At 68.2% G+C, this 24,088-nt stretch carries 18 protein-coding genes; 9 read left to right on the top strand and 9 right to left on the bottom strand.

Translation table 11 applies throughout. The features are described 5' to 3' along the window. Window positions 1-78: 78 nt before the first annotated feature. Together ACXN5S_RS14540 and ACXN5S_RS14535 are read right to left on the bottom strand one after the other, a co-directional pair. The gene (locus ACXN5S_RS14540) at window positions 79-1,791 is read right to left on the bottom strand and encodes a thiamine pyrophosphate-dependent enzyme (protein WP_458606184.1); all 1,713 of its coding nucleotides are present in this window, start codon (window positions 1,789-1,791) and stop codon (window positions 79-81) included. Window positions 1,792-1,818: 27 nt separating this feature from the next. After that, window positions 1,819-3,450, bottom strand: a complete 1,632-nt coding sequence (locus tag ACXN5S_RS14535) for an FMN-binding glutamate synthase family protein (protein WP_458606183.1) — start codon at window positions 3,448-3,450, stop codon at window positions 1,819-1,821. A gap of 366 nt (window positions 3,451-3,816) precedes the next feature. On the opposite strand from ACXN5S_RS14535, the gene ACXN5S_RS14530 reads away from it, so the two are divergent. Then, entirely contained in the window at window positions 3,817-4,848 is a 1,032-nt protein-coding gene (locus ACXN5S_RS14530) for an AbrB family transcriptional regulator (RefSeq protein ID WP_458606182.1), read from the top strand. Window positions 4,849-4,857: 9 nt separating this feature from the next. Here the strand turns inward: ACXN5S_RS14530 and ACXN5S_RS14525 are convergent, their stop codons facing one another. Further along, window positions 4,858-6,210 carry an aminotransferase class I/II-fold pyridoxal phosphate-dependent enzyme gene (locus ACXN5S_RS14525; RefSeq protein ID WP_458606181.1) on the bottom strand — a complete coding sequence of 451 codons (1,353 nt, stop codon included), beginning with the start codon at window positions 6,208-6,210 and terminating at the stop codon, window positions 4,858-4,860. A gap of 165 nt (window positions 6,211-6,375) precedes the next feature. On the opposite strand from ACXN5S_RS14525, the gene ACXN5S_RS14520 reads away from it, so the two are divergent. The 8 genes from ACXN5S_RS14520 to ACXN5S_RS14485 all read left to right on the top strand — a co-directional run bounded on the left by ACXN5S_RS14520 (window position 6,376) and on the right by ACXN5S_RS14485 (window position 17,787). Then, window positions 6,376-8,034 (top strand): ABC transporter family substrate-binding protein, encoded by a 1,659-nt coding sequence (locus tag ACXN5S_RS14520; protein WP_458606180.1) that lies wholly within the window; start codon window positions 6,376-6,378, stop codon window positions 8,032-8,034. Between the two features lie 178 nt (window positions 8,035-8,212). Next, a complete protein-coding gene (locus ACXN5S_RS14515; RefSeq protein ID WP_458606179.1) occupies window positions 8,213-9,703 on the top strand; it encodes an ABC transporter substrate-binding protein in 1,491 nt (496 codons plus the stop codon). Window positions 9,704-9,739: 36 nt separating this feature from the next. Then, window positions 9,740-10,726, top strand: a complete 987-nt coding sequence (locus tag ACXN5S_RS14510; protein WP_458606178.1) for an ABC transporter permease — start codon at window positions 9,740-9,742, stop codon at window positions 10,724-10,726. Further along, the gene (locus ACXN5S_RS14505; protein ID WP_458606177.1) at window positions 10,713-13,268 is read left to right on the top strand and encodes a dipeptide ABC transporter ATP-binding protein; all 2,556 of its coding nucleotides are present in this window, start codon (window positions 10,713-10,715) and stop codon (window positions 13,266-13,268) included. Before ACXN5S_RS14510 ends, ACXN5S_RS14505 begins: the two co-directional genes overlap by 14 nt. A gap of 185 nt (window positions 13,269-13,453) precedes the next feature. After that, window positions 13,454-14,542: an ABC transporter ATP-binding protein gene (locus ACXN5S_RS14500; RefSeq protein ID WP_458606176.1), complete on the top strand. Its 1,089-nt coding sequence runs from the start codon at window positions 13,454-13,456 to the stop codon at window positions 14,540-14,542. Window positions 14,543-14,722: 180 nt separating this feature from the next. Beyond that, entirely contained in the window at window positions 14,723-16,030 is a 1,308-nt protein-coding gene (locus tag ACXN5S_RS14495; RefSeq protein ID WP_458606175.1) for an extracellular solute-binding protein, read from the top strand. 6 nt (window positions 16,031-16,036) lie between these two features. After that, window positions 16,037-16,960, top strand: a complete 924-nt coding sequence (locus tag ACXN5S_RS14490; RefSeq protein ID WP_458606174.1) for a carbohydrate ABC transporter permease — start codon at window positions 16,037-16,039, stop codon at window positions 16,958-16,960. Next, the gene (locus tag ACXN5S_RS14485; protein WP_458606173.1) at window positions 16,957-17,787 is read left to right on the top strand and encodes a carbohydrate ABC transporter permease; all 831 of its coding nucleotides are present in this window, start codon (window positions 16,957-16,959) and stop codon (window positions 17,785-17,787) included. Before ACXN5S_RS14490 ends, ACXN5S_RS14485 begins: the two co-directional genes overlap by 4 nt. Here the strand turns inward: ACXN5S_RS14485 and ACXN5S_RS14480 are convergent. The 6 genes from ACXN5S_RS14480 to ACXN5S_RS14455 all read right to left on the bottom strand — a co-directional run bounded on the left by ACXN5S_RS14480 (window position 17,784) and on the right by ACXN5S_RS14455 (window position 23,977). Then, entirely contained in the window at window positions 17,784-18,743 is a 960-nt protein-coding gene (locus ACXN5S_RS14480) for an NAD-dependent epimerase/dehydratase family protein (protein WP_458606172.1), read from the bottom strand. The two genes, ACXN5S_RS14485 and ACXN5S_RS14480, sit on opposite strands and share 4 nt — an antisense overlap. A gap of 1 nt (window position 18,744) precedes the next feature. Beyond that, window positions 18,745-19,485 (bottom strand): ABC transporter ATP-binding protein, encoded by a 741-nt coding sequence (locus ACXN5S_RS14475; protein WP_458606171.1) that lies wholly within the window; start codon window positions 19,483-19,485, stop codon window positions 18,745-18,747. Beyond that, window positions 19,482-20,336 carry an ABC transporter ATP-binding protein gene (locus ACXN5S_RS14470; RefSeq protein WP_458606170.1) on the bottom strand — a complete coding sequence of 285 codons (855 nt, stop codon included), beginning with the start codon at window positions 20,334-20,336 and terminating at the stop codon, window positions 19,482-19,484. The genes ACXN5S_RS14475 and ACXN5S_RS14470 overlap by 4 nt, the downstream gene beginning before the upstream one ends. Further along, window positions 20,333-21,223 (bottom strand): ABC transporter permease, encoded by an 891-nt coding sequence (locus ACXN5S_RS14465; protein ID WP_458606169.1) that lies wholly within the window; start codon window positions 21,221-21,223, stop codon window positions 20,333-20,335. Before ACXN5S_RS14465 ends, ACXN5S_RS14470 begins: the two co-directional genes overlap by 4 nt. After that, window positions 21,220-22,290 (bottom strand): ABC transporter permease, encoded by a 1,071-nt coding sequence (locus ACXN5S_RS14460; protein WP_458606168.1) that lies wholly within the window; start codon window positions 22,288-22,290, stop codon window positions 21,220-21,222. Before ACXN5S_RS14460 ends, ACXN5S_RS14465 begins: the two co-directional genes overlap by 4 nt. A 94-nt stretch (window positions 22,291-22,384) precedes the next feature. After that, on the bottom strand, window positions 22,385-23,977 hold the full coding sequence (locus ACXN5S_RS14455) for an ABC transporter substrate-binding protein (protein ID WP_458606167.1): 1,593 nt from the start codon (window positions 23,975-23,977) through the stop codon (window positions 22,385-22,387). Between the last annotated feature and the right edge of the window lie 111 nt (window positions 23,978-24,088).

The raw sequence follows: 24,088 nt of genomic DNA, 5'->3' as shown, positions 1-24,088 counted from the left end.
TGGCGGTCCGGGGCGGTCCCTTGCGCGTGGCTGAGGGCCGTCAGCGCAAGAGGGGCCGCCCCGGATGAGCCTGCGACCCTACCGAAGGAAGTTGTCGCGCAGCAGCGAAACCACTTCGCGGACGCGGCCGTCGAGGACGCCCTTGATGCCGAAGAGGGCGGTCGAGGCGACCTGGCCGGCCTCGATCTTGGGCGGCATGACCAGCTCCATCCGGTTCACCCGCACGTCCAGCACCGCGGGCCCGTCGGCGGCGAGCCAGGCGGCCATCGCGCCTTCCAGCTCGTCCGCCGTCTCGACACGCCAGCCCTGCAGGCCGCAGGCCTCCGCCAGCCGCGCGAAGTTGGGATTTTCGAGCTCGGTATAGCTGTCGAGCAGGCCCTCAACGCGCTGCTCCATCTCGACGAAACCGAGCGAGCCGTTGTTGTAGATCAGTATCTTCACCGGCAGCTTTTCCTGCTTGAGCGTCAGGAGGTCACCCATCAGCATCGCCAGCCCGCCGTCGCCGCTCATAGAGATGACCTGCCGGCCGCGATAGGCCGCGGCGGCACCCATCGCCTGCGGATAGGCATTGGCCATCGTGCCGTGCAGCAGGCTGGTCAGGAAGCGCCGCTCGCCGGTCGCGGTGAGGTGCCGCAGCAGCCAGACCATGGGCGAGCCGCCATCGGCGGTGAAGATCGCATCGGCCGCGGCCAGCCTGTCGAGCGCGTGGGTGACGAATTGCGGGTGGATGAGCTCCGGGTCGCTCTCCTTGGCCTCGTGGGTGTAGCCTTCGAGATCGTTCTGCCATTGCTTGCGCGCGGCTTCGAGATGCTTGGTATCGTCCTTCTGGGTTAGCCGGCCGATCAGGGCGTCGATGGTCGGGCCGACATCGCCGACAAGGCCCAGGCTCACCGGCGCTCGGCGGCCGATATGGGTGGGGTCGCGGTCGATCTGGATAACCTTGTCCTTGCCCGGATAGAATTGCGTATAGGCAAAATCGGTGCCGAGGCAGAGCATCAGATCGGCGCCGTCGACCGCCTCGACCCCCGACTTGTTGCCGAGAATGCCGATCATGCCGACGTTGTAGGGGTTCGCCGGCTCAATGAATTCCTTCGATCGGCTGGTATGGGCGATGGGGGCCGAAAGCCGCTCGGCCAGCGCGAGCAGCTGGGGCCTGGCATCGCGGGCGCCGATGCCGGCGTAGAGCGTCGCGGTCTTCGCCGCGTTCAGCCGCTCGGCCAGCGCGTCGAGCTCCTCCTCCGCCGGGCGCAGGACCGGCTGGGGGCGATGGACGGACCATGCCATCTCGTCCTTGGTATCTTCCTCGAACATGTCGCCGTTGACGATGACGACGGCGACGCCGTGCATCGTCAGCGCCGCCTGCGCGGCCTGCACGATGATGCGGCGGGCCTGATCGGGGTGAGAGATGTACTCGCAGAACACGCTGTGCTGCTCGTAGATCTTGCGCTGATCCACCTCCTGCGGAAAGCCAAGGCCCGCCTCGGCGCGCGCCACGTCAGAGGCGATGAGCACAACGGGCGCGCCGTTGCGGTGGCTTTCGTAGATGCCGTTGACGAAATGCAGCGAGCCCGGCCCGCAGGTGCCGGCGCAGACGGCAAGCTCGCCGGTGAAATAGGCCTCGCCCCCTGCGGCCAGGCCGCCAGCCTCTTCGTGGCGCACATGCACCCACCTCAGGTCAGACCGGCGCACCGCATCGGTAAAGTGATTGATCGTGTCGCCCACGATCCCCCAGCAGCGCTTGGCGCCCGCCTCGACAAGCGCGTCCACGACGACATCCGCAACCTTGGCCATACTCTTATCCTTCTCAGAAATGTCTTCTCAGCTTGCCCGCGCCCGGGCGAGATCCAGCGCGGGGCGGAAGCTTTCGGCCTGCGCTGCCCGCCAGAAATCGGCGTAGATCGTCTCGTCCGGCGCGTTCACCAGCGCCCCCTCGGCGAGGAAGGGGTGCACCTGATCCATCGGCACGGCCTTTTCGGGGCCATTGCGGTGCATCATGTGGTGCGGCTCCAGCTGGCCGGGATGGTCGAGCCCCGCCGAGGCGACAATCTCCATCAGCGCATCCACGGTCTTCTCATGGAAGCGGGCCGAGCGCTCACCCTGCACCTCGGGCACGAGGCCCCGCTGGCGGCTTGGGTCTTGCGCGGTGACGCCGGTGGGGCAGGTGCCAAGATGGCAGCGCTGCGCCTGGATGCAGCCGACCGAGAACATGAAGGCCCGCGCCGCGTTGCACCAGTCGGCGCCCTGGGCGATGTTCCGCGCCAGCCCCATGCCGGAGTAAACCTTGCCGCTCGCCGCAAGGCGGATCTGCGATTTGACGCCCGATCCGACCAGCGCGTTGCGCATCAGGATCAGCCCTTCCGACAGCGGCATCCCCACCCAGTCGGACAACTCCACCGGCGCGGCCCCTGTGCCGCCTTCGCCGCCGTCGACGACGATGAAATCGGGGGTGATCCCGGTCTTCAGGATGGCCTTCATGATGGCGAAGGGCTCATGCGGCTGGCCGATACAGAGCTTCAGGCCAACCGGCTTGCCGCCCGAGAGGTCGCGCATCTTCGCGGCGAATTCGAGCATCTCGATGGGCGTGGAGAAGGCCGAATGGCCGCGCGGCGACAGGCAATCCTGATGCGCCGGCACCTGCCGGATTTTGGCGATCTCGTCGGTCACCTTGGCGGCGGGCAGCAGGCCGCCGTGGCCCGGCTTGGCGCCTTGGCTGAGCTTGATCTCGGTCATCTTGACCACATCGCGCTGGGCGGTTTCGGCGAATTTTTCCGGGTCGAAATTGCCGTCCTTGTCGCGGGCGCCGAAATAGCCCGAGCCGAGCTCCCACACGATGTCGCCGCCGTTTTCCAGGTGATAGGGCGACAGGCCGCCTTCGCCGGTGTCGTGGTAATAGCCGCCCTTTTGGGCGCCGAGGTTGAGCGCGCGCACGGCATTGGCCGAGAGCGCACCGAAGCTCATGGCCGAGATGTTCAGGACCGAAGCCGAATAGGGCTTGCTGCACTGGTCTGAGCCGACATCGACGCGCGGCGACTTTGCCGGGTCTTTCGTGGGCGAAATGGAGTGGCCGACCCAGTGATAGGTCTCTTCATCGGTATTGCGCTCGGTGCCGAAGGGCTGCGTGTCGGTCACGCCGTCCGCCCGGGCCTGCACGAGCCGGCGCGCGGCGAGCGAATAGGGCGTGCCGCCAAGATCGTCCTCGACGATATAGCTGTGCAGATAGGGGCGCAGATCGTGGAACAGCCACCTGATGCGACCGGCCACGGGATAGTTGCGGGTGATCGACCAGCGGGTCTGGAAGGCATCGTAGAGGCCGAGCAGCACGACTGCCGCCAGAAGCACCGCGAGCCAGATCCATCCAAGGGCTAAGGCGATGAGGCCCAGGAGCGCTGCGACAATGGGCACCACCGCCCGCTTGGAGAGATCAAGGAGGCTCGAGAGTCGGTTACTCATAATGTCTGTCTTCCGGGTCTGGGGTTGGTACAGCGTCGCAGAGGTCTTGCAGGTTCCAAAGGGGGGCTGCGCCCCCGCCGTGTTTTTCCCTTGTATGGCCTCCGGTTGCCCGGATCGTGAAGGGCGTTGATGCCATAGCGGTCAAGAGAGGCCGGTTCGGCCGGATTGTCGAGGCAAGCCGCACGGCAGGGCGCTCAGTTTCCCGCGATTGGGGGCTCGGGCAGGGAACGCACCATCCCGGTCTCGACCTTGGCGAGCGTCTTGATGTACCCGCTCACCGGGATCGGAGCTTTTGCTCCGATCGTCAGGGCCTGCGGCCAGCGCATCCGGGCGCAGGCTGAAAGACCGCCCGAGAGGTGAGACAACATGACGATGCTGCGGGCGATTGCGCCGCATGTAACCGCGCTGGCGGTGGCACTGGCAGGGGCCGCGATTGCGGCCTTCATCGGCCTGCCGGCGGCGCCGCTGATCGGCGCGACCATCGGCGTGGCGCTGGTTGGCGCCGCCGGGGTGCCGGTGACGCTGGCGACGCGGCTGCGCGATATCGCCTTCGCGACCATCGGGGTCTCGCTCGGGGCAGGGGTCGACGCCAGCATCGTCGAGCAATTGCCGCACTGGACGGTCAGCCTCGTTCTGCTGGTCGCCTCGCTCGCCGCGACGCTGGCGGCGGGGCATTTCATCCTGACCCGTCTCTTCCGCCTCAACGCCCCGACCGCGATCCTGGGAACGGCGCCCGGCACGATGTCGAACGCGCTGGCCATCGCGGCCGAGGGGCGCGGTGACGCCGCCGCCGTCATGGTGCTGCAGGTGCTGCGCGTGCTCATCCTCGTCGCAGTCGTGCCGCCCATCGCCGTCGCCATCGGCGCGCCAGACGTCGCCGCCGCGCCGGCGCATGCGCCCATGGCTTTGCTGCCGCTCGCCGTGCTGCTGGCCCTCGCGGTGGCTCTCGGGATCGCGGGCGGGCGCCTGGGCGTGCCGGCGGCTGCACTGATTTCCGGCATGGTGCTGAGCGGGCTGGCCCATGTGCTCGGCCTCGCCGAAGGGCCGGCGCCGGCCTGGGCGGTGTTCATCGGCTTTGCGATCACCGGCGGGGTGCTCGGCACCCGGGTCTCTGGCATCTCGGCGAGGCAGTTCGTCCGCTACGTCGCGGCGGGGCTGGTTGTCGTGCTGGCCACGCTGGTGATCGCGATGGCCTTCGCCGCCGTCACCTGGCGCCTGACCGGCCTGCCCATCGGCCAGGTCGTCATCGCCTTCGCGCCCGGCGGCGTCGAGGCCATGGCCGCCATCGGCCTGCTCCTCGGCTTCGACCCGGCGTACATCGCCGCCCACCACTTCGCGCGGATCCTGATCCTGCTGGTCCTCGTGCCGATGGCTCTGCGGCTCACCAGCCGATCCTAGCCGCCCCGCTTAGCCTGCGTCCGGTCGGAAGCCACGGCTCAGCCCGGCGGCACGGGCCAGCTGCGCCGCGATGGGCGCATGGCCCGCCGCCACCGCCGTGCCGTTGATCAGCACATGCTGGCGGGGCATGGGGGCGGCGGTGAAGAAGCTGCCCGGGTGCACGACTGTGCCATGCCCGCTCATCTGCATCGCCGCGACATGCTCGTCCTCTACCGGCAGCCAGATGGCCGGCCCGTCCTGATGGGCGATCGGGAAACCCTCGGCTACCAGCGCCTCGGTGAAGCGCTGATGCCGGTCATGGCAGGCGTCGAGCAGGGCCTCGAGGTGCCGCCGGGCGCCGGGATCGGTGATCTGAAAGGCCAGCGCGTTCTGCATCAGCCGGCTCACCCAGCGTGACGAATAGGTCAGCTGCAGCCACATCCGGTCGACATGTAGCCGCGCGCCGCCGACGACGCCGACGCGCAGGTCAGAGCCGAAGAAGAAGTTGAACGACCAGATCTGCACCACCGCCTGCGGCAGGCGGGTGCCGAGCGAGCGGATCGGCCCCCGCACGAGGAAGGGCGTCTGCACCATCTCGACGATCGGGAAGGGCGCGTCCTTCAGCAGCACAGCGGCCTTGTCGATCCATTCCGGCGTGATGCTGCGGCCCGTCGGGTGCTGCGAGGCCGGCTGGTAGACCATCGCGGCGGGGCGGGTCTTCAGCGCGGCGGCGAGCTGATCGAGGTCTGGTCCGTCCGGGCCATACTCCACCGGCACGGCCGTGGCGCCGAGGAAATCGATGATGTCGAGCAGCCGCGTCATGCAGGGGCTCTCGACTATCACCTTGTCGCCCGGCCGCACCGTGCTGCGCAGCGCCAGATTGATGGCATCCACCCCGCCGTGGGTGGCGAGGAAGGCATCTGTCTCGACCGGCCAGTCGGGCGCGACGGCAGCGCGCAGCGCGTTGGAGATCGGCTCGGGGTCGGTGGTGTTGATGTCGGCGGCGCGGGCCGCGAATTCCAGCGCCGGCCCCACGGGCGGCAGCAGCGCCGGGTCGCAGATCAGGTGGCCGAGGTTCAGCGTGCAGCCCTCAGAGGCGCGCATCATCGCATCGTAGCGCGTGGCTCTCGGGGTAACCGCCGGCCCCAGCACCAGCGTGCCGCCCCGGCGCGAGGTTTGCAGAACATGCCACTCCACCAGCTCGCCCCAGGCGGTGGCGACGGAGGAGGCGCTCATCCCCAGCGCCTTCGCCATGTCGCGCACCGTGGGCATGCGCGTGCCGGCAGGCAGGGCGCCGTCAGAGACCATTTCCATGATGGTCTGGCTCAGGGCGCGGGCCTTTCGCACGGGCAATCGCTCGCGCACCTGGAAGGCGATGGTCAAAATTCCAGCATCTTCTGGCAAGGGCATCGCCTGTTTTGTTTATGAACATATCTGAATTGACCTGAACATTAGCTCACTCCTAGCGTCCGGGGAAGAGCGCAGTCGGACGAGGCCCCGATACGGGCAAGCGGCGGCGACGAGACGGTGATTTGAAAAGGAGCCATCATGTCAAAACGCATTCTCACCCTGGCGGCGTCGACGGCCCTCGGCCTGTCGCTGGCCGCGCAATCTGCCAACGCGCAGGCCGAAGTTCAGGAGGTCGTGCAAGGCGGCCAGCTCATCCTGGCCACGACCAACCCGCCGCCGAACTGGAACCCGCTCACGGCCAACGGTGACATCACCACCAACCGCCAGCAGCAATGGCCCATTTACCCGCACCCGTTCCTCACCGGCACTGATGCTGGCGTGACGCTGAACGAGGCGCTGCTGGTCTCGGCCGATATCGTCAGCGAAGACCCGATGGTGGTGGAGTATGTCATCCAGCCCGATGCGGTCTGGTCCGACGGCACGCCGATCACCGCGGCCGATTTCGAATACACCCAGATGGTGCAGGACCCGGAGGTCTGCGGCGATTGCCAGGCCGCCTTCACGCAAGGCTATGACCTCGTCACCTCGATGGAGGCGAGCGAGGATGGCAAGACGCTGCGCATCACCTTCGATGCGCCCTTCGCGCCCTGGCGCACGCTGTTCCCCTACATCCTGCCCGCCCATATCGCCGAGACCTATGGCGACCTCGCGACGAGCTTCAACGAAGGCTTCGCCGAGAACGTGCCCGAATGGTCCGGCGGCCCCTTCATGGTCGGCGAGTACCAGGACGGCGTCGCCCTCACGCTTGAGGCGAATCCCGAGTGGTACGGCGAGGGCCCGAACCTCGACACCGTGGTCTTCCGCTACATTGCCGCTGTCGGTGAGCAGGTGACGGCGCTGCAGAACGGCGAGGTCGATGCGCTTTACGGCGGCGCCACGCTCGATACTGTCGAGCAGGTGAACCAGATGTGGGATGTCGGCATCGATATCGGCCCGACGCTCACCTACTACCACTTCATCATCAAGCCCTCGGGCGACGTGATGTCCGATCTGCCGCTGCGCCGCGCCATTGCCATGGTGCTGGATACCGAAGACATGACCCGCCGCACCATCGGCCAGTATGTCGAGGGCGCCGAGGTGATGACCTCCGCCGCCTATATCCCCGGCCAGACGGTCGCGGGTGAAGTGGCCGAGCGTGACAACACCACCACCGCCGGTGTGGGCATCGGCGATGCCGAAGGGGCACTCGCGATCCTCGAAGAGGCCGGCTACAGCCTCGTGGATGGCAAGCTCATGCTGCCGAGCGGCGAGCCGCTGCGCGATCTGGAGATCCTGACCTATTCGATCGACCCGCTGCGCATGCAATTCGCGCAGCTCGCGCAGTCGCAGCTGGCGGCCATCGGCATCACCACCTTCATCGATGCGGCCGACCGCTCGCGTTACAGCCCTGAGGCTCGCGCAGGCGCGTTCGACATCTACACCACCGCCACGGCGCTCGATCTCGGCGCGCTCTCCCTCGCGCAATGGTATCAGACCGGCGCCGGGCGGAACTGGTTCGACTATTCGAACCCCGAGGTGGATGCGCTGGTCGAAGAGATCTCCGCCACGCTCGACGATGCCAAGACGGTGGAGCTGACCAACGAGCTGGACCTGACGTTGCTGGAGGACGGCATCGTCGTGCCGCTCTTCCCGATCACCAACATGGCGGTGTTCAATCAGGCCTACGCCAATATCTTCGTGAACCCGTCGAAATACGGCACCACGATGAATATCGAGCAATGGGGCATGAAGCCGTAAGGCCCCGAGCGCCCCGGCACATCTCAGCCATACCCCGCCCGCCGGTTCGACTGCCCCGCAGTCTGCCCGGCGGGCGGTTCAACCCGACTGCCGCCTGAACGTCAGGTGGCAGGGCAGGGGCGGCGCCGCTCGCCCCTGCGCCCGAGACGGGCAATCCCAAGCAAAGACCGAGGATAGAATGACCATCGATTTCGTCGTGGCGACGCCCCACGACGCGGTTCACTTCAACGACGTGTTCCGCAACTACACCGCTAGCGCCGGCTATATCGTGTGCAACAACATCTATAACCGGATGGTGCTGACCGAGTGGTACAACTTCTCGGGCTCCTATCCCGATCTCGCCACCCATTGGGAAATGCTCGACGGCGCGCGCCGCTGGCGCTTCCACCTCAATCAGGCGGCCCGCTGGCAGGATGGCGAGAAGCTCACCGCGCGCGATGTCGTCTACACGCACACGCATGTCATGAAGATGGGCTACACCGGGGCGATGTTCCTGACCGATGTCGATCACATCGAGATGGTCAACGACTATACCGTCGACTACCACCTGAAGGCCCCGAACGCGGGCTTCCTCGTGCAGCTCGGCAATTTCATCTTCTCGCATTTCCTGCCCGCGCATCTCTACGAGGGCACGGATTGGGAAACGAACCCCTACAACATGAAGCCCGTCGGCTCTGGCCCGTTCCGCCTCGTCGAATGGGCCAAGGGCGAGCATATCATCATGGAGGCGGTGAAGGATCACTGGGGCCCGCAGCCCGAGATCGACCGCCTTATCCTGAAGATTGAGCCCGACCGCGACGAATGCGTGCGCATGGTCACCCGCGGCGAGGCGCATTTCTTCCCGCAGGACACGCTCACGCTCGACCGGATGCACCTCGTCGAGGGGGCCGATGTCGAGATCATGCGCGGCAAGGGTCCCGGCATGGCGCTGCTCGATTTCAACCACGGCAGCGGCGACTGGGACGATCAGCGCCGGCGCGACGCCGTAGCCCATGCGGTGAACCGCGCCGACATCGAGAAGATCACCGATCCGGGCTATTCCTTCGCCTGGCCGCATTACCTGCTGGAAACGGTGGAATGGGCCTTCAACCCCGAGGCCGTGGCGCCCGATCATGATGTCGCCAAGTCGAAGGAGCTGCTCGACGAAGCCGGCCTGCCCGAGGGCGAAGACGGCATCCGCAAGCATCTGAACCTCTATTTCATGGAAACGTTCTTCGGCCACAAACGGCTGGCGGATATCGTGAAGGCCAACCTCGAGGCGGTCGGTTTCTCCGTCAACGTTGAGGGGCTGAGCTCGGTCGACTGGTCGCGCAAGATCCGCAAGGAGCATGATTTCGATCTGATCATCGTGGGCGGCACCATGGCGCCCGATCCCGAGATCACCTCGACGAAGTACTCTTCGACCGGCCTCAACAACATGGGCCAGCACCACAATGCCGATGTCGATGCCGCCTATGCCGATGCGCGCTCCGCGCTGACGCGCAAGGAAAGGGGCGAGCATTACAAGCGCTTGCAGGAGGTTCTGGCCCGCGATTGCGAATATGTGCCGCTGCTGTGGTACGCGACCTATTACGCGCGCTCGAAGGAATTCTTCGGCTGGGCCGACCAGCTGGAATACTCGGTGCCGTGGTGGCACTGGGGCCGAATCCGGCCGGTCGCGAAAGACTGACGCAGCCACCCTCGATCTGAACCAAGGGGCCCGTTCATGACCGGATTGATCCTCAGACGGCTGGCCAACAGCGCCGGCATTCTTCTGGCGTCGACCTTCATGGTCTTCCTTCTGGTGGCCATGGCCGGCGACCCCCTGGCGGATCTGAAGGATCGTCAGCCGCCCGTTTCCGAAGCCGTCATCCAGGCAGAGGAGCAGCGGCTCGGCCTCGACCATCCACCGGTCGAGCGCTACGCGATCTGGCTGTCGGGCCTCGTGCGGGGGGACTTCGGCCCCTCCGTTCTGCCCAACCGCGACATCGGCGCCGAGCTGCTGCCGCGGGTGGGCGTCACGCTCCGGCTCGTGGTGACGGCCATCGTCATCGCCTTCGGGCTGGCGCTGATTGCAGGCACGCTGGCGGCGCTCTTCCGCAACCGCTGGTTCGACCACCTCATCTCCGGCTCGGCCTTCATCCTGATCGCGCTGCCCTCGTTCTGGCTGGCGGTGTTGCTCAAGCAGGGCGGCATCGCGGCCAACCGCGCGGCGCAGGCGCGCATCTTCTACACCGTGGGCGATGTCTCGGTGCCGGCGCCAAGCGGCTTCTGGCCGCTCCTGCTCGACATGGCCGGGCACCTCGTGCTGCCCACCATCGTGCTCACGCTCATCCACTACGCGAGCTGGAGCCGCTATCAGCGCACCTCCGTGGTGGAATCGCTCGGCAGCGATCACGCGCGGTTCGCCGTGCTGCGCGGGCTCAGCCGGCGGCGCATCATCGGCGCGCATGTGGTGCGGCCCTCGCTCATCCCCATCGTCACCGTGGTTGCGCTGGACCTGCCCGCGCTGCTCTCCGGCGTCGTCATCACCGAGACGGTGTTTCAATGGCGCGGCATGGGCGGCTTTCTCATCGAGAGCATCGGCAACCGCGACGCCAATGCCGTGATGGCCTGGCTGCTCATCGCCGCCACCGCCGTCGTTCTGTTCAACCTCGTGGCAGACCTCGTCTATGCCCTGATCGATCCGAGGGTCCGCTATGGCGCTCACTGAACCCGGCCTGACCGACGCGCGCCCCGGCGCCAGCCGCATGGGCCTCGCCGCCCGGCGGTTCAGGGCCAACCCGATGGCCATGCTCGGCCTCGTGGTGCTGGTGCTGCTGGTGGCAACCGCGATCCTCGGCCCGCATCTGTGGATCTACAGCCATACCGACATCACGCCCGACCTGTCGCAGCCGCCGTCGCTCGCCCACCCCCTCGGCACCGACACGCTGGGGCGCGACATGCTGGCGCTCTCGATGCGGGGCATGCAGCAATCGCTCTCCATCGCCGGCAGCGTGGCCGCCATCGCCTGCGTGATCGGCACGATCATGGGCGTCGTCTCGGCCTATTTCGGCGGCTGGGTCGATGCCGGCATCATGCGGCTCGTCGACCTCGTGCTGACCGTGCCCACCATCGCGCTCGCCGCCTTCCTCGGCAATTCGCTGGCCGGGGCAGGGGTCTCGTGGCTGGGGCTGGCGCTGGTGCTCGCCGCCCTGATGTGGACCTCGGTCGCCCGCCTCGTGCGCGGCGTCTCTCTCAGCCTGCGCGACATGCCCTTCGTGCGCGCCGCGCAGGTGATGGGCGGCAGCGCGCCGCGCATCATGCTGCGCCACCTCGTGCCCAACGTGGCCGATCACATCATCGTCTCCACCGCGCTGCTCGTCGGCGTGGCGATCCTGTCGGAGACCGGCCTGTCCTTCCTCGGCTTCGGCGTGCAGCCGCCCGATACCTCGCTGGGGCTGCTCATCTCCAGCGCGCAGACGGCGGTGCTGACGCGGCCTTGGATGTTCTATGCGCCGGGCGTGCTGATCATCCTGATCGTGCTGTCGATCAATTACGTGGGCGAGGGTCTGCGCGACGCCTTCAACCCCCGCGCCGATCTCGACAACCCGCTCGTCGCCGCCGCCCGCAAGGGGGCCGGGGCCCCGGCGCCCGCGGCGGAGAACCTCGTCGAGATCCGCGACTTCTCCGTCCGGTTCGACGGCGGCACGGCGGTAGAGGGGCTGAGCCTCGACATCAGGCGCGGCGAGGTGCTGGCGCTGGTGGGCGAGAGCGGCTCGGGCAAGTCGCTCACTGCGCTCTCCATCGCGGGGCTTCTGCCCAACCAATCTGTCGCCACCGGCACGCTGATCTTCGACGGGGACGACATGGGCCGGCTCGGCTTTGAGGGCTGGCGGGCCTATCGCGGGCGCCGCATCGCGGTGATCCTGCAGGACCCGGCGACGAGCCTGAACCCGGTGCTGACCATCGGCGCCCATTTCGAGGAAAGCCTGCGCCTCGCCGGCCCGATGAGCCGCGAGGCCATGCGCGCCCGCGCCGCCGAGCTCTTGGAGGTGGTCGCCATCCGCGATGCCGCCACGCGGCTCGACCAGTACCCCCACCAGATGTCGGGCGGGATGCGCCAGCGCATCGTCATCGCGCTCGCCATGGTGCACCAGCCCGACCTCATCATCGCCGACGAGCCCACGACCGCACTCGACGTCACCGTGCAGGCGCAGGTGCTGGAGACGCTGGCCAAGGCGCGCGAGGCGGTGGGGGCGGCGATGCTGTTCATCACCCATGACCTTGCCATCGTGGCCGGGCTGGCCGACCGCGTGGCCGTCATGAAGGCCGGCGCGCTGGTCGAAGAGCAGGATGTCCACGGCCTCTTCACCGCTCCGCGCGACCCCTACACCCGGCGCCTGCTCTCTCTCGCACCCCGGCTCGACCGGGTGGAGTTCGCCCCGCCGGTGGAGCGCCCCGGCCCGCCGCTTTTGCAGGTGCAGGGCCTCACGCGTGATTTCATCCGCCCCCGCGCCTCCGGCGGCACGCTGGAAGAGCGGCGGGTGCGGGCGCTCGATGCGGTGAGCTTCGATCTCGCGCCCGGAGAGACGCTCGGCATCGTCGGCGAAAGCGGCTCGGGCAAGACGACGCTGCTCAACTGCATCCTCGGCATCCACCCGCCCACCGCAGGCAGCGTGCAGTTCGAGGGCGTCGACATGGCAAAGGCCACGCGCGCCGTGCGCCGCGAAGCCTCCAAGCGGATGTCGGTGGTCTTCCAGGACCCCTATTCCTCGCTCGACCCCCGCATGACCGTGGCCGACATCCTCGCCCAGCCGATGCGCATCCATGGCCGGGGCGGCGAGGCGCGGGCGCGGGCCGAGGCGATGCTCGACCGGGTGCGCCTGCCGCGCGCCGCGCTCGGCCGTTTTCCGCACGAGTTCTCGGGCGGGCAGCGCCAGCGCATCGCCATCGCCCGCGCCCTGATGCTCGACCCGCGCCTCATCGTGCTCGACGAGCCGGTTTCCTCGCTCGACGTGTCGATCCAGCAGGAGATCCTGGAGCTGCTCGTCGACCTCAAGCGCGAGGCCGGGGTGGCCTACCTGCTGGTGGCGCATGACCTCGCCGTGGTGGCCGGCCTCGCCGACCGCATCATGGTGATGACCGCCGGCGAGGCGGTGGAGACCGGCACGGCCGAGCAGATCATCCGCCGCCCGGCGCATGCGTATACGAGGCGCCTCCTCTCGGCGGTTCCGGTGCCCGACCCGGACGTGGAGAGGGCGCGGCGGGGGTAGGGCGCCGCTTCCATCGATGCGCCGCCCGCCCCCCAGAAGCGCCGGCGCCTGCCCGGATCACCGGCATCTCATGGCATGTCGGCTTGCATCCCACCCCCCGGCGGGGGATGGATGATGGACCGCGCCCGCCCCCCGCCTACATGGCTGCGGGCGGGCACGTCGCCGCGGCTGACGAAAGGCCACCCATGGCAGAGCTGGTGCTCTCATCCGTCACCAAGACCTTCGGCGAGACCGAAGTGGTCAAAGGCCTCGACCTCACGATCCCCGACCGCGAATTCGTCGTGCTGGTCGGCCCCTCCGGCTGCGGAAAATCGACCACGCTGCGCATGATCGCCGGGCTCGACAGCGTCACCTCCGGCGACATCCGCATCGGTGGGCGGCGCGTCAACGACCTCACCCCCGGCCAGCGCGACATCGCGATGGTCTTCCAGAGCTACGCGCTCTACCCGCATATGAGCGTCCGGCGGAACATCGCCTTCGCCCTTCGCCGCCGCAACCTTGGCCGGGTGGAGGTGGCGAAGCGCGTCGATGAAGTCGCGCGCCTGCTAGAAATCGAGCCGCTGCTGCCCCGCCGCCCCCGTGCCCTCTCGGGCGGGCAGCGTCAGCGCGTCGCCATCGGGCGGGCGCTGGTGCGCGAGCCGCGGGTGTTTCTCTTCGACGAGCCGCTCTCCAACCTCGACGCGCGCCTGCGCGCCCAGATGCGGCTGGAGATCAAGCGCCTGCACCAGGCGATGCCCACCACCACCGTCTTCGTCACCCATGACCAGGTCGAGGCGATGACCATGGCCGACCGCGTGGTGGTGATGAACGAGGGCCGTATCGAGCAGGTCGGCACCCCGATGGAGATCTACCGCCACCCCGCCACGCGCTTCGTGGCCAGCTTCATCGGCTCGCCCATGATGAACTTCTTCCCCTGCGCGCTGGAAGAGGGGGAGGGCGGCCTCACCCTCGCCCTGAAGGACGGCCCGCGCCTGCCCGTGCCCGCCGCCCGCGCCGATGCCTGGGCGAAGCACCGTGGCCGCGACCTTACCCTCGGTCTCCGCCCCGAGGCTCTGTCGCCTTCCCCCGGCGGCGCCTCTCTCGGCCCCGCCCACGTCAGCGTCACCGAGCCGCTCGGCACCGAGACGCTCATCTACCTCACCCTCGCCGGCACCGAGGCCGCCGCCCGCCTCTCGCCCGATCAGGCGCCGCGGCCGGGCGAGACCGTCACGCTCAGCGCAGACTTCACCCAGGCCCATCTCATCGATAATGCGACCGGCAAGGTTCTCTCCTGACGGGCCCCTTCATCTGGCCGAAAATACCTCCGGGGGGGCTGCCGCCAGGCAGCGGGGGGCAGGAGGCCCCCCTCCGCCCTTGCCATCCTTGCACCAATAGCCCTTGATCGTCCCTGAACCCGGGCCACCTGTTGGCCAGCCCCGGGGCGCTCAAGCCCTATCCTCCAGAAGGAAGTGCCCATGTCGCATCGTCTCACCCAACCCCGCCTCGCCGCCTCGCTCATCGCCCTCGTCGCCGCCGGCGCTCCGGCGCTCGCGCAGGACAGCACGGTCACGCGCGATCGCGTCGGCCCTGCCGATGCCGAGAAGTCGCTGACCTTCCGCCTCACGGCCTATGACCTCTACAGCGCCGATCCCGCCACGAAGGAGGGCTACGAGGCGCTCTTCACCGATTTCATCGAGGCCCATCCCGGCTGGCGCATCGACACCGAGTTGATGACGGGCGATTCCGCGCAAGAGCAGGCCCGCATCCTCGAACAGGCCCGCGCCGGTCGCGGCCCTGATTGCGCCATGGTCGACAGCCCCAACGTCGCCGCCTTCATCGAGGCCGGGGTGCTGACGCCCATCACCTCCTACCTCACCGATGAGGAAGTCTCCGACATGTTCCCCTTCGCCCGCGAGGGCGTGACGGGGCCGGATGGCGAGCTCTACGCCTGGTGGTGGTTCACCAGCCTGCAGGTTCTCTACCGGAACACCGAGCTGGTCCCCGAGGCCCCGCAAACCTGGGCCGAGGTGAAAGAGGCCGCGCTCGCCGCCGCCGACGAGGGCTACGAGGGCATCCTCTTCAACGGCGGTCGCACCGAGGGGACGACCTTCGACTGGCTGCCGAACTTCTGGGCCCAGGGCGGCAAGCTCTTCGACGAGACGGGCCGCCCCGTCTTTGGCGAGGGCGAGAACCGCGAGAAATTCCTCGCCGCGCTCGAATATTACGACGACCTGGTCGAATCCGGCGCCGCGCCCGCCCGCGTCTCCACCATCACCGATTACGAGGAATTCTTCGCCGCCGCCGCCGCTCAGACCGCCGCGATGTTCATCGGCGGCAACTGGCAATACGCCCAGATCAACGCCCGCCTGCCCGAAGATATCGCCGCCAAATGGGAGGTCTCGGCCTATCCCGGCCCGACGGAAGACCAGCGCGCCACCGGCTCCGGCGGCTGGACGATCGCTGCCCTGACCGACGATCCCGAGAAGATCGAGATGTGCATGGACATCGCCCGCCTCTACGCCGGGCCCGGCAACGCCTTCCAGAACCAGCTGCCGACGCTCGCCTCTTATTACGACGAATACGAGGTCTATCAGGCGCCGGAATACCAGCTCTTCGCCGAAAGCCTGCAAGACGGCGTCGCCCGCCCCGCCGTGGCGCTCTATCCCGAGGTCACCAGCCTCATCCAGGTGGCGATGGGTGAGGTGCTCTCGCAGGCGAAAGAGCCCGAAGCGGCGCTGGACGAAGCCTATCAGGGCGCGCTTGCCGCCTATGACGCCCAGTAGGCTTTCATGAGCGCGGCGGCAGAGCGGGGCGGCGGCAGCGGCCCCCTATCCCGGCTTGCCAGCGGGCCGGCGCTCTGGCTCTTGCCCACCATCGCGCTTCTGGGGCTCTTCTACCTCGTGCCCATTCTCGACGCCTTGCGCCTCGCCTTCACCGATGCCTCGCTGCTCGGGGGCGAGGTCAGCTACTCCACCGCCGCCATCGAAGGCATCCTCGCCGACCCCGCGCTCGGCCTCGTCCTGCGCAATACCTTCGTCTTCGCGGGCTTCGCCGTGCTCGGCCAGCTTGCCGTCGGCCTCGGCATCGCGCTCTTGGTCGTGCGGGGCGAGCGGGAGCGGCTTTGGGGGATGCTGACGCTGCGCACCATCGTGCTCGCCGCCTGGGTGGTGCCCGGCGTGGCCAATGGGGTGATCTGGCAGGTGCTCTTCTCCGAGGCGCCCTATGGCACGATCAACAGCCTGATCCGTCTTCTGGGCGGCGCGCCCGTCGCCTGGCTCTCCAATGCCAACATGGCGATGGTCTCGGTCGTCGTCGCCAGCGTCTGGCAGGGCTCGGCGGTGTCGATGATCATCCTCTACGCCGCGCGCAAGGGCATCGACCCCGCGCTCTACGAGGCGGCGGAGATCGACGGCGCCAAGGGGTGGGAGCAGTTCGTCTTCATCACCCTGCCGCAGATGCGGGGGGCCTTGCTCGTCAACGCCATCCTCGTGACGATCCAGATGCTGAACGCCTTCGACGCCATCGCCGCGCTCACCGCCGGCGGCCCCGGCCGCGCGACCGAGGTGCTGTCGCTCTTCACCTACAGCACGGTGTTCCTCAATTACGACCTCGCGCGCGGCTCTGCGCTGGCGATCCTGCTGCTGCTCATCAGCCTCGTCCTCGCGCTGGTCTACGCGCTCTTCCTGCCGCGCGGCGAGGAGGCGCAGGCATGAGGCGCCATCTCGCCAACGCGGCCACCTATCTGGCCGCGCTGCTGATCGCCGCGATCTTCGTGGCGCCGATCCTGTTCCTCATCTCCCTCGCCCTGCGCACCCCGCAGGAGATCTACTTCGGCGCCTCGCGTTTCATCCCCGAGGCGCCGACGCTGGCGAACTTCCGCACCGTCCTCACCGATACCGGCTTCCCCGGCTACCTCTGGAATGGCTTCAAGCTCTCCGCCCTCGGCGCGGTCGGCTCGGCCATCGTGGCGGCGCCGGCGGCCTATGCCTTCTCGCGCTTCACCTTCCGCGGGCGGGGCGGGCTGATGATGGCGATCCTCGCCGTGCAGATGGTCTCCGGCCTCGTGATCCTGATCCCGCTCTACCGCTACATGGGGGCACTGGGCCTGCTGGAGACGCACACCGGCACCGCCGCGATCTACATCGCCATCGGCATTCCGCTCACCATCTGGCTGCTGAAGACGGGGTTCGACGCCATCCCCCGGGCGCTGGAGGAGGCCGCGATGATCGACGGCTACGGGCGGCCGGGCATCTTCTTCCTTGTCTCGCTGCCGCTGGCCGCGCCCGCCATCGCCTCGGCGGTGACGCTGAACCTGATCTTCAACTGGTCGCAGTTCCTCGTGCCGCTCCTGATGCTGTCGGACGAGAGCAAATGGCCCATCTCGGTCGCGATCTACAAATACGCCGGCAGCGCCACGGCGAGCACGACGCAGCTGCTCGCGGCGGCCTGCCTCATCACCATCGTGCCCGCGATCCTGTGCTTCCTCGCCCTGCAACGCTTCATCGTCTCGGCGCTGACGGCGGGGGCGGTGAAGGGCTAGCCGCCGGTCTGCGGAAGCAGGCTGCGGAGCACCTCTTCCTCGGGCCGCTGCTGCACCGGGCCGAAGCGCGCCTCGAAGCGGGTGCCGTCCATGGTGAGCGGGTAGGCCATGTTGGTGGTGTCGGCGCGCTCCTGCATCAGGCCGCCGCTGCCGGGGGGCAGCAGCTCGATGGCGCCGTCCCGGCCCGCCAGCCGGGCGAAGAGGGCGGCCCACTCGCCCATTGTCCGCTGGATGGGCGGGGCGATGTTGAAGGTCTCGCTGCCGCAGTCGCTGGTGGCGGCGAGGGCCACGGCGGCGGCGGCATCCTGCAACGTGATGAAGGTCTGCGGCCAGGCGGCGGCGCGTTCGTCCATGCGGATCGGCCCGCCGGCTGCCAGCGCCTCGGTGATCCAGGTGAAGCGGCCCTGCTTGTCGCCCGGCCCGTAGATGGCGGGCAGGCGCAGGATGGTGGCATCGAGGCGCGCGTCCTCGCGGGCGGCGGCCTCGATCGGCACCTTGTCGTAATCGTCGATCAGCGCATCGTCGAAGCCCTTCGGCCGGCGCGGGTTGCCGCGATAGGGGTAGAGCGCCGTGCGGACCGGGTCATCCTCGCGGGAGGGGCGGGCCAGCACCGGCGGCGTCTCCATCCCCATCAGCCCGCCGTAATTGGCATAGACGTCGATGGCGCTGATCATCACGTAGCGCGCCCCCGCCGACGCCGTGGCGGCGAGGAGAGCGCGGGTGTTCTCCAGCGACAGGGTGAGCACGTCGATGACGCCGGTCACCCCATGCTCGGCGAAGATCGCCTCCAGCGCGGGCTGGTCCGCCCGGTCGGCGGCGGCGGTGAGGCTGCCCTCGACCACCTCGTAGGGCGAGGTCAGCCGGGCCACTTGCACGGGTGTCTCGCCGCGGGCCACCAGCGCCTTGGCGATGGCGGTGCCGAGAAAGCCCGTGCCCCCGATGATCGCGACGGCCATGCTAGCGGCTCGCCGCGATGAGATCGCGCGTATAGGGTTCGGCGGCGGCGCCGGTGGTCAATTCTTCTCGGCCCAGCGTTTCCACGATCCGGCCCTCCTTCATCACCGCGAGGCGGCTGCACATATGGCTGATCACCGCCAGGTCATGGCTGACGATCAGGTAGGTCAGGCCGCGCTCGGCCCGGAGTTTGTTCAGCAAGTTCAGAACCTCCGCCTGGATGGAGACGTCGAGCGCCGAGGTGGGCTCGTCGAGCAGCAGCACCTCGGGGTCAAGCGCGAGGGCACGGGCGATGGCAACGCGCTGGCGCTGGCCGCCGGAGAGCTCGTGCGGGTAGCGGTAGCGGTGAGCGGCGGTGAGGCCGATGGCTTCGAGGAGCTCCAATGTCCGCTCCGCAACGCGGGGCAGGCGGTTGACGCGCATGGGTTCGGCGATGGCCTCGCCGATGAGCAGGCGCGGGTGGAGCGAGGCGTAGGGGTCCTGAAAGACCATCTGCACCTTGCGCAGGAAGGCGGGGCGGGGGCCCTTGCGGGCGTCGATCCCGGCGATCTCGATGCGGCCCTCCCATTGCGAGGCGAGGCCCATGGCGGCGCGCAGGATGGTGCTCTTGCCGGAGCCGCTTTCGCCGACGAGGCCGAAGCACTCGCCCTTTTCCACCGCGATATCCGCACCTTGCACGACCTGCCGTTGGCCGCGGCCCTCGCCGTAGGAGACGGTCAGCCCCTCGATCTGGATCTCGCTCATGCGCCTGCTCCCTCGTCCCGCCAGCTCTCCTGCCGTTGCAGCACCGGCAGCGGCTCCTGCGGGCCGCCGATCTGCGGCATGCAGGCGAGAAGGCCCTGCGTGTAGGGGTGCTGGGCGTTGTGGAGGTCGGCGGCGGCGATCTCTTCGACCACCCGGCCCGCGTACATCACCAGCACCCGGTCGCAGAAGCGGGACACAAGATTTAGGTCGTGGCTGATGAAGATGAGGCCCATGTTGCGGCGGGTGACCATCTCGTCCAGCAGTTCGAGGATGCGGGCGGAGACGGTGACGTCGAGGGCGGAGGTGACCTCGTCGGCGATGAGGAGGTCGGGCTCGCGCACGAAGACGATGGCGATCATGACGCGCTGGCCCATGCCTCCCGAGACCTCGTGCGGGTAGAGGCGCATCACGCGGTCGGGCTCGCGAATTTCTACCGATTCCAGCATGTTGCGGGCCTTGGCCCAGGCGTCGCGGCGGCTGATCTTGCGGTCGCCCAGCCGGATGGCCTCGACGATCTGGTCGCCGATGCGCTGCACCGGGTCGAGCGCGTGGCGGGGGTCTTGCATGACCATGCCGATGCGCCCGCCGCGAAGCTGGCGCATCTGGCGAGGGCTGGCGGTGAGCAGGTCCACCCCGTCAAAACGCATGGCACGGGCCGTGCGCCGGGCGTGCACGGCCTGTACACCGAGGATGCACCGCGCGGTGAGACTTTTGCCCGAGCCGCTCTCGCCCACGATGCCCACCTTTTCGCGGCCCATGGTGAGGTTCACGCCGCGCACGGCGGGCTCTTCGCCGCCGCCGTCGCGGGGGAAGGCGACGGTGAGGTCTTCGATGGTCAAGAGGGCGCTCATGTCCGCCTCACGGCATGGGGGTCGAGAAGGTCGCGGAGGGCGTCTCCCAACAGGTTGAAGCCGAGCGAGACGAGGAAGATCGCGGCGCCGGGCATGGCGGCGACCCACCATTGGTCGAAGATGAACCGCCGGCCCGAGGCGATCATCGCGCCCCATTCGGGCAGCGGCGGCTGCGCGCCGAGACCGATGAAGCCGAGGCCGGCGGCGATGAGGATGATGCCCGCCATGTCGAAGGTCACGCGGACCAGCATGGACGAGGTGCACATCGGCACGACATGCCGCGCGATGATGCGGATCGGCGAGGCGCCGGCGAGGCGGATGGCGTTGATGTAATCGGCATTGCGGACGGCCAGCGTCTCTGCCCGGGCGAGGCGCGCATAGGGCGGCCAGGCGGTCAGCGTGATGGCGAGCGCGGCGTTGACGATGCCGGGGCCGAGCACGGCGACGAAGGCGAGCGCGAGCAGCAGCTTCGGCACGGCGAGGAAGACATCGGTCACGCGCATCAGCACCGCGTCGATCCAGCCGCCGAAATAGCCCGAAACCACCCCCATGAAGAGCCCGATTGGGGCGGAGGTGAAGATGACCAGCGCCACGATGAAGAGCGTGATGCGGCTGCCGTAGAGGATGCGGGTGTAGATGTCGCGGCCCAGCTCGTCAGAGCCGAGCCAGTATTCGGCCCCCGGCGGGCTGAGGCGGCCGCCGAAGTTCGGCAGGTAGGGGTCATGCGTTGCCAGCCACGGCGCGAAGATCGCGGCGAGGATGAGGAGGAGGCCGATGAAGAGCCCGACCATGCCCAGTGGGTTGCGGCGGAAGGCGCGGGCGAAGCGGCCGAGCTCGGCAAGGCGGGCCTGCAGGGCGGAGGCGCGGGGGGCGGCTGTCTCGCTCATTGGGCGGCCGCCTTGGTGCGCGGGTCGAGCAGGCGGTAGAGCAGGTCGGAGCCGACGTTGAGCAGCACGAAGATCGTGCCCACCACCAGCGTGCCGCCGAGCACGGCGTTCATGTCTCCGCCCAGCAGCGACTGCGCGATGTAATTGCCGAGGCCCGGCCAGGAGAAGACCGTCTCGATCAGCACCGAGCCTTCGAGGAGGCCGCCGAAGGAGAGGGCGACGATGGTGACCAGCGGGATGGCGGCGTTGCGCAGGGCGTGGCGCACGACGACCGTGTATTCCGAGGCGCCCTTGATGCGGGCGGCCAGCACGTATTCGCTGGAGAGCTGTTCCAGCATGACCGAGCGGGTCATGCGGCTGATATAGGCCATGGAGTAATATCCGATGAGCAGGGCGGGCAGGGCGATGTGGCTGACGGCATTGGCGAAGACGGCCCAGTCGCCGCTCAGCGCCGTGTCGACGAGGATGAAGCCGGTGACGCGCGTGTAGGAATAGGCATAGCCGATATCGAGCTGCCCCGGCCCGCCGACCCATTGCAGCTTGGCGTAGAAGACGAGGAGGCCCATCAGGGCCAGCCAGAAGATCGGCACCGAGTAGCCGATGAGGGCGACGATGCGCACGAGATGGTCGACCCACGTGTCGCGCTTCACCGCGGCGATGACGCCGGCGGGCACGCCGAGGGCGACGCCGATGATGATGCCGAGCACGGCAAGCTCGAAGGTGGCAGGGAAGAAGCGCAGGATATCGGAAAGGACGGCGCGGTCGGTCGTGTAGGACTGGCCGAGGTCACCGCGGAAGATGTCGCGCAGGTAGTAAAGAAACTGGGTGATCAGCGGCTGGTCGAGCCCGAGCTCGCGGTAGACGCGGTCATATACCTCGGGCGGGGCCTTCTCGCCCACGATGGTCAGCACCGGGTCGATGGGCACGATGCGGCCGATGAAGAAGGTCAGCGCCACGAGGCCGAGGAGCGTGATGACGATGGTCAGCGCCACGTTGGCGAGGCTGCCGCCAAGGCGCAAGACGCGCCCTGCCGCCTGCGTCGAGCGGGTGCCGGGATTGGTGGTCATGGGCGAGCAATCGGCTTGGGCGGGGTGGCCCCGCGGGGAGGAGGCGGCCCCGCCGCGCCCGGAAAAGCGCGGCGGGGCCAATGGTTTATGAGGCTTACTTCGTGACGTTCCAGTAGCGGTCGTCGGCGAAGGTGACGCCGAGCGTCAGGCCTTCGAGGCCGGCACGCACGCCGATGGCCCGCTGTTCCTGGAACATGTAGAGGAAGGGCGAGATATCGGTGTGCTCGCGCTGGATCTCTTCATACATGCTCTGGCGGACAGAGGCATCCTGCTCGCGCACGGCGGCCATGGTGCGGGGCGACAGCTCGCCCGGATCGAAGCCGAAGCGGTCGGCCAGCGTATCCACGCCATCGGGCGAATCCGCCGCGGTCACCGCGAAGGCCTTGGCGTTGGAATGGGGGTCGGGGTAGTCGGGCCCCCAGAGGCCCATCCAGCCGTCGAGATCGTGGTTGCGGTAGCGGTCGAGCCACTGGCCGCCGTCGACGACCTCCAGGTTCAGCTCGATCCCGGCGGGCGCCATGGTGGCCTGCAGGGCCTGCGCGAAATCGGTGTAGGGGGCGTTGTTCCACACCACGATATCGAGCTCGATGGGCAGCTCGACACCGGATTCCTCCAGCAGCTCCTGAGCGCGCTCGAGGTCGTAGCTGTAGGGGTTGTAGTCGACCGCGCCGAGGAACCCCTCGGGGATCATCGTCTGGTGGACCTTTACCGTGCCGGCGGCCAGCGTGTCGGCCATGCCCTGGTAATCGATGAGATATTTCATCGCCTCGATCACCTGCGGGTTGCCGAGCGGCTCTTCGCGCTCGTTCATCCCCATGTAGTAGATGACCGAGGAGGGGCCGTTGATTGTCTCGACATCGGGGTTGTCGGCGAGCGCGGCGTGATCGTCGGGCGAGAGCTTGTTGGCGATGTCGATATCGCCCTGCTCCAGCAGCAGGCGCTGGGTGGCGCTCTCGGCGACGTGGCGCAGAACGATGCGGTTCATCTCGGGCGCATCGCCCCAGTAATTCTCGTTGCGCTCCATCACGATGGCGACCGACGGGTCCCACTGCGCCAGCGTGAACGGGCCGGAGCCCACGGATTCCTCGCCCGTCTTCAGCCAGGCGTTGCCGAAGTCACCGTCGACCTCATGCTCCTGCACGGCGGCCTTCTCGACGATGGCGCCGACGTAGGACGACAGCGTCACGAGGAAAAAGGACGGCGCGTAGGCTTCGTCGATGGTGATCTGCAGCGTCTCGTCATCGAGGGCGACGACGCGCTCTTCCACGTTCTCGGGCGTGAAGCCGAACTGCGTGATGATGAAGGCGGTGCGGCCGTCCATCTTGACGATGCGGTGGAAGGAGTAGGCGGCGTCCTCGGCGGTGACCGGGTTGCCGGAGGCGAAGGTCGCCTCGGGGTTCATGTGGAACGTGTAGGTCAGGCCGTCGTCGCTGATCTCCCAGCTGTCGGCGAGGACGCCCATGATGTTGGTGGCGTCGTTGACGTCGACCGTCACGAGGGTCTGGTAGACCTGCGTGGAGACGAGCACGCCGCCGATCTCGCCCACTTCATGCGGGTCGAGCGTGATGACGTCGTCGATGGCGTCGGCGATGACGAGCGTGTCCGCCGGGGTCTCGGCGAAGGCCGGGGCCATCGCGACGACGGAGACGCCGGCGGCGAGGCTGGCCATGAGGGAATTGAGGCGCATGTGGTCCCTTCCTGTTGGGGATGGCGGCCGGTCTTCAGGGCGGGCGCCCTACGGCCTTGAGGTCACTCTAGGCGCGGGTGCGGCACGATCAATGCCGGGGGCGCCAGGGTT

It is taken from the genome of Pseudoroseicyclus sp. H15, assembly GCF_054353345.1.
The sequence above is the reverse complement of the archived record's forward strand: the minus strand, read 5'-3'. Positions and strand labels throughout refer to the sequence as shown.